This is a genomic window from Porphyromonas sp. COT-052 OH4946 (assembly GCF_000765965.1).
Lineage (GTDB): Bacteria > Bacteroidota > Bacteroidia > Bacteroidales > Porphyromonadaceae > Porphyromonas > Porphyromonas gulae.
Genome location: NZ_JQZY01000013.1, coordinates 1 through 3,354 on the forward strand (window position 1 = coordinate 1; position 3,354 = coordinate 3,354).

The window sequence follows — 3,354 nt, forward strand, 5'->3', positions numbered from 1 at the left end:
AAACAACGGTTAGGAATTGGGAATCATGGAACTATATTGCATTTATGGTAATTCTGCTAAGGAAATGTTTGAGAAAAAGAAAAGTTTAAATCACTTCATTATAAAGATTTTCTTTACCATTGGAGTTCGACAATATTACGAAGCCTCTTGCTTCTAAACAAGATGAAGCTCAACTAACATTTAAGTATTACTTCTGTTTCGGGGTTTATTCCTTTCGGGCTATGTCGCAAAGCGATACTGCTATCAGCGAGCGAAATGTCCTTTGGCGATGAGATACTCGGCTATCTGAACGGCGTTGAGTGCAGCCCCTTTCCGAATCTGATCCGATACGCACCAGAAAGCCAAACCGTTGGGATTGGCCAAATCCTGCCGAATGCGCCCCACTATTACAGGATCTCGCTCCGTACCGAAGAGGGGCATGGGATACCGTCTCTCTGACGGCTCATCGCACAGCATCACTCCGGGAGCTTTGGCAAAGGCTGTGCGAGCTTCTTCGGGAGTGATAGGGCGTTCCGTTTCCACCCAAATAGCCTCGGAGTGGGCACGCATGACAGGCACACGCACACAGGTGGCACTCACCATCACATCGCTATGCATGATACGCTTGGTCTCGCGGTGCATCTTCATTTCCTCTTTCGTATAGTCATTATCCATAAAGACGTCGATCTGCGGAATCAAGTTATACATCAACTGGTAAGCGAATTTGTCCACGGTAGGTTTCTCGCCCCGAGCCAACTCTCCGGCTTGCTGTACCAACTCCGCCATACCCAGTGCACCGGCACCGCTGGCAGCCTGGTACGTGGCCACGTGTACACGACGAATATGAGAAAGGTCTTCTATCGGCTTGAGAGCCACCACCATCTGAATCGTGGTACAGTTCGGGTTGGAGATGATATTGCGAGGGTGTACCAAAGCATCATCTCCATTCACCTCCGGCACCACGAGAGGAACGTCCTCCTGCATGCGGAAAGCACTGGAGTTATCGATCATCAGAGTGCCGTGGCGGGTTATCGTATCGGCAAAAGCGATAGAAGTATCGCCACCGGCCGAACAGAAAGCAATGTCTATCCCCTTGAAATCATCGTTGTCCTTCAATTCGCGAACCACATATTCCTTACCCCTGAAAGAATAAACGCTTCCGGCACTTCTCGAAGAACCGAAAAGATAAAGTTCATCCATGGGGAAATCGCGCTGGGACAATACTCGCAAAAACTCCTGTCCAACAGCTCCGCTAGCACCGACAATAGCTATTTTCATTTTCTTCTACTCTGTTTTTCTATTTGATATGCTTCCCAAAAACTCGGAGAGACAGGCTCTGGTACAAAGTCTGAGCCTCTTCTTTTCTCATTACCTTTGCTGTCCTTGGTGAGAATAATACCCTAAAGTATTGTTCTAAAGGAATGCACAAAAATACGGAAAAACCACGCTTAGAAACAAACAATAAAATCCATGATACGTCGTCTTACTGTTTGGCTTTTCTTGCTGAGCGTCATGTATCTGCCCCTTTCGGCTCAGTGGACTGAAAATTTCGACCACATAACGGCTCTGACCTCTCCACCTTGGCGAGGACATATCGCAGACTTTGCCATCATCAAAAAACAGCTCAAGCTCCATGTGGAATATCCCGAGGACGTGAACGAATCGCGCATAGCCATCACCGTCCCGTACTTCAAGACTACGACATGGAAAGGCGATGTCAAGCTGGACTTCCGCCCCACCCTCAATAACTACCTCTACTGTTATCTGTACTGCTACCGAGAGATCAGCGACTCCGAATTCGACTACGTAGCTCTTCGCTGGGGTGGCGGCTCGAAAGGAGTGGATCTGCTCGATGTCCGACTCCGCGTTCTCCCTTCAGGCGAGAGCAGCATCGTTCGCTCCGACATCCTTATCGATGGCAGTACATATCCGCTGGGGACTAAGCCATCCACGAGCTTTACGGTCACATACGCAGTCGGTAGCGGCTGGCAGCTCCGGATCAATGGAGCCAATGATACCGGCAATGAGACCGTCCTTATCGGAAGCTCTTCTTTCGATGTCGAATCCCCTTTTTCATCGGGTGGCCTCGGCATCGACTGCTTCTACACCAAAAGCCGATCCAAGGCTTTCACTTTCGACAACCTCAGTGTCACGGAAGGCACCGCATCTCCACCCGAAGAAGAGGAAGAAGAGCCAATCCCACTCGGGAAACCTACACTCAACGAACTGATGGCCAACCCACTGGAGGGAGGAAGCGAATACATCGAACTATACAACCCTATGGACAAACCTGTCGTTCCCTCTAAATTCGCCATAGGCATACTCAGCAATGGCAGCTACACCACCACAACTGTATTGCCCACTGTAGCCGATACGCTCTACCCGGGACAATACATCGTCTTCGCCAAGAAGAGTGAGGGTGTCACCGAATTCTACCCCCAAGCGCAAAATGTAGTCACGATGAGCAACCTGCCTCAGCTGGCCAATAAGGGCTTTACGATCGGTCTGTTCGAGGAAGGCCTCGATCAACCTCTCGAAGAAGTCGTCTACTCTCCTCAAATGCTCGGAGAAGGAAACGTAACGAGACGAGGGGTATCACTTGAGCGTATCTCCTTCGAGACTCCTGCATCCGATCCTGCCAACTGGGCAGGCGGACTCCAATCGGCAGGATATGCCACTCCCGGTTACCTCAACTCCCAATCCTCCAATGCAGATACCACTCAATTGGGACTGCCCGATGACGAGACAGAAGGCAACGGAAAGAGTTATCTCCCACCTGCAAGCATCGCCGAGGAAGTTCTCCACCTCCCGAAAGGCTCGCTATGTGGCAGTGCTATCTATCTGATGTCCGCAAAAACGGTCAAATACATGGATGGGACAGCCACCAAACGATGGTGTCGCAAATTCTCCGAAGGGAAGGATCTGGGTGAGTCCATAGGCTTGCCTACCGGCTATTCCTACGTGATTGTCGTATGGATTCAGCGGCCGGATAGCATGGTCTACGCTCGAAAGTGTATCGTTACGCTCTAAGCCGGCACCGACAATTTTTCTTATTTTTGCACCTGCAACGGGGGGCTTAGCCTGCATTCCGAAGGATCGGCAGCATTTCGATAACCGCCCCCTACCCCTTTCGTCATCAATAAAAANGACAATTTTTCTTATTTTTGCACCTGCAACGGGGGGCTTAGCCTGCATTCCGAAGGATCGGCAGCATTTCGATAACCGCCCCCTACCCCTTTCGTCATCAATAAAAAACGATTATACCCAAATGGCTACAACTGCAGACTTTCGCAACGGCATGTGTCTCGAAATAGAGGGACAGTACTACTTCATCGTCGAATTCCTTCACGTCAAGCCCGGCAAAGGCCCGGCTTT

At 50.1% G+C, this 3,354-nt stretch carries 2 protein-coding genes and 1 pseudogene; 2 read left to right on the forward strand and 1 reads right to left on the reverse strand.

Going from position 1 to position 3,354, the window contains the following annotated elements; all coding sequences use genetic code 11:
- Positions 1–243: 243 nt before the first annotated feature.
- On the reverse strand, positions 244–1,257 hold the full coding sequence (locus HQ50_RS05015; protein ID WP_039428816.1) for an aspartate-semialdehyde dehydrogenase: 1,014 nt from the start codon (positions 1,255–1,257) through the stop codon (positions 244–246).
- 192 nt (positions 1,258–1,449) lie between these two features.
- Between HQ50_RS05015 and HQ50_RS05020 the strand changes: the two genes are divergently transcribed.
- Together HQ50_RS05020 and HQ50_RS05025 are read left to right on the forward strand one after the other, a co-directional pair.
- Positions 1,450–3,009, forward strand: coding sequence for a lamin tail domain-containing protein (locus tag HQ50_RS05020; RefSeq protein WP_039428818.1), 1,560 nt, complete (start codon positions 1,450–1,452; stop codon positions 3,007–3,009).
- A gap of 238 nt (positions 3,010–3,247) precedes the next feature.
- Positions 3,248–3,354 (forward strand): annotated as a pseudogene (locus HQ50_RS05025) (elongation factor P); the annotation flags it as partial.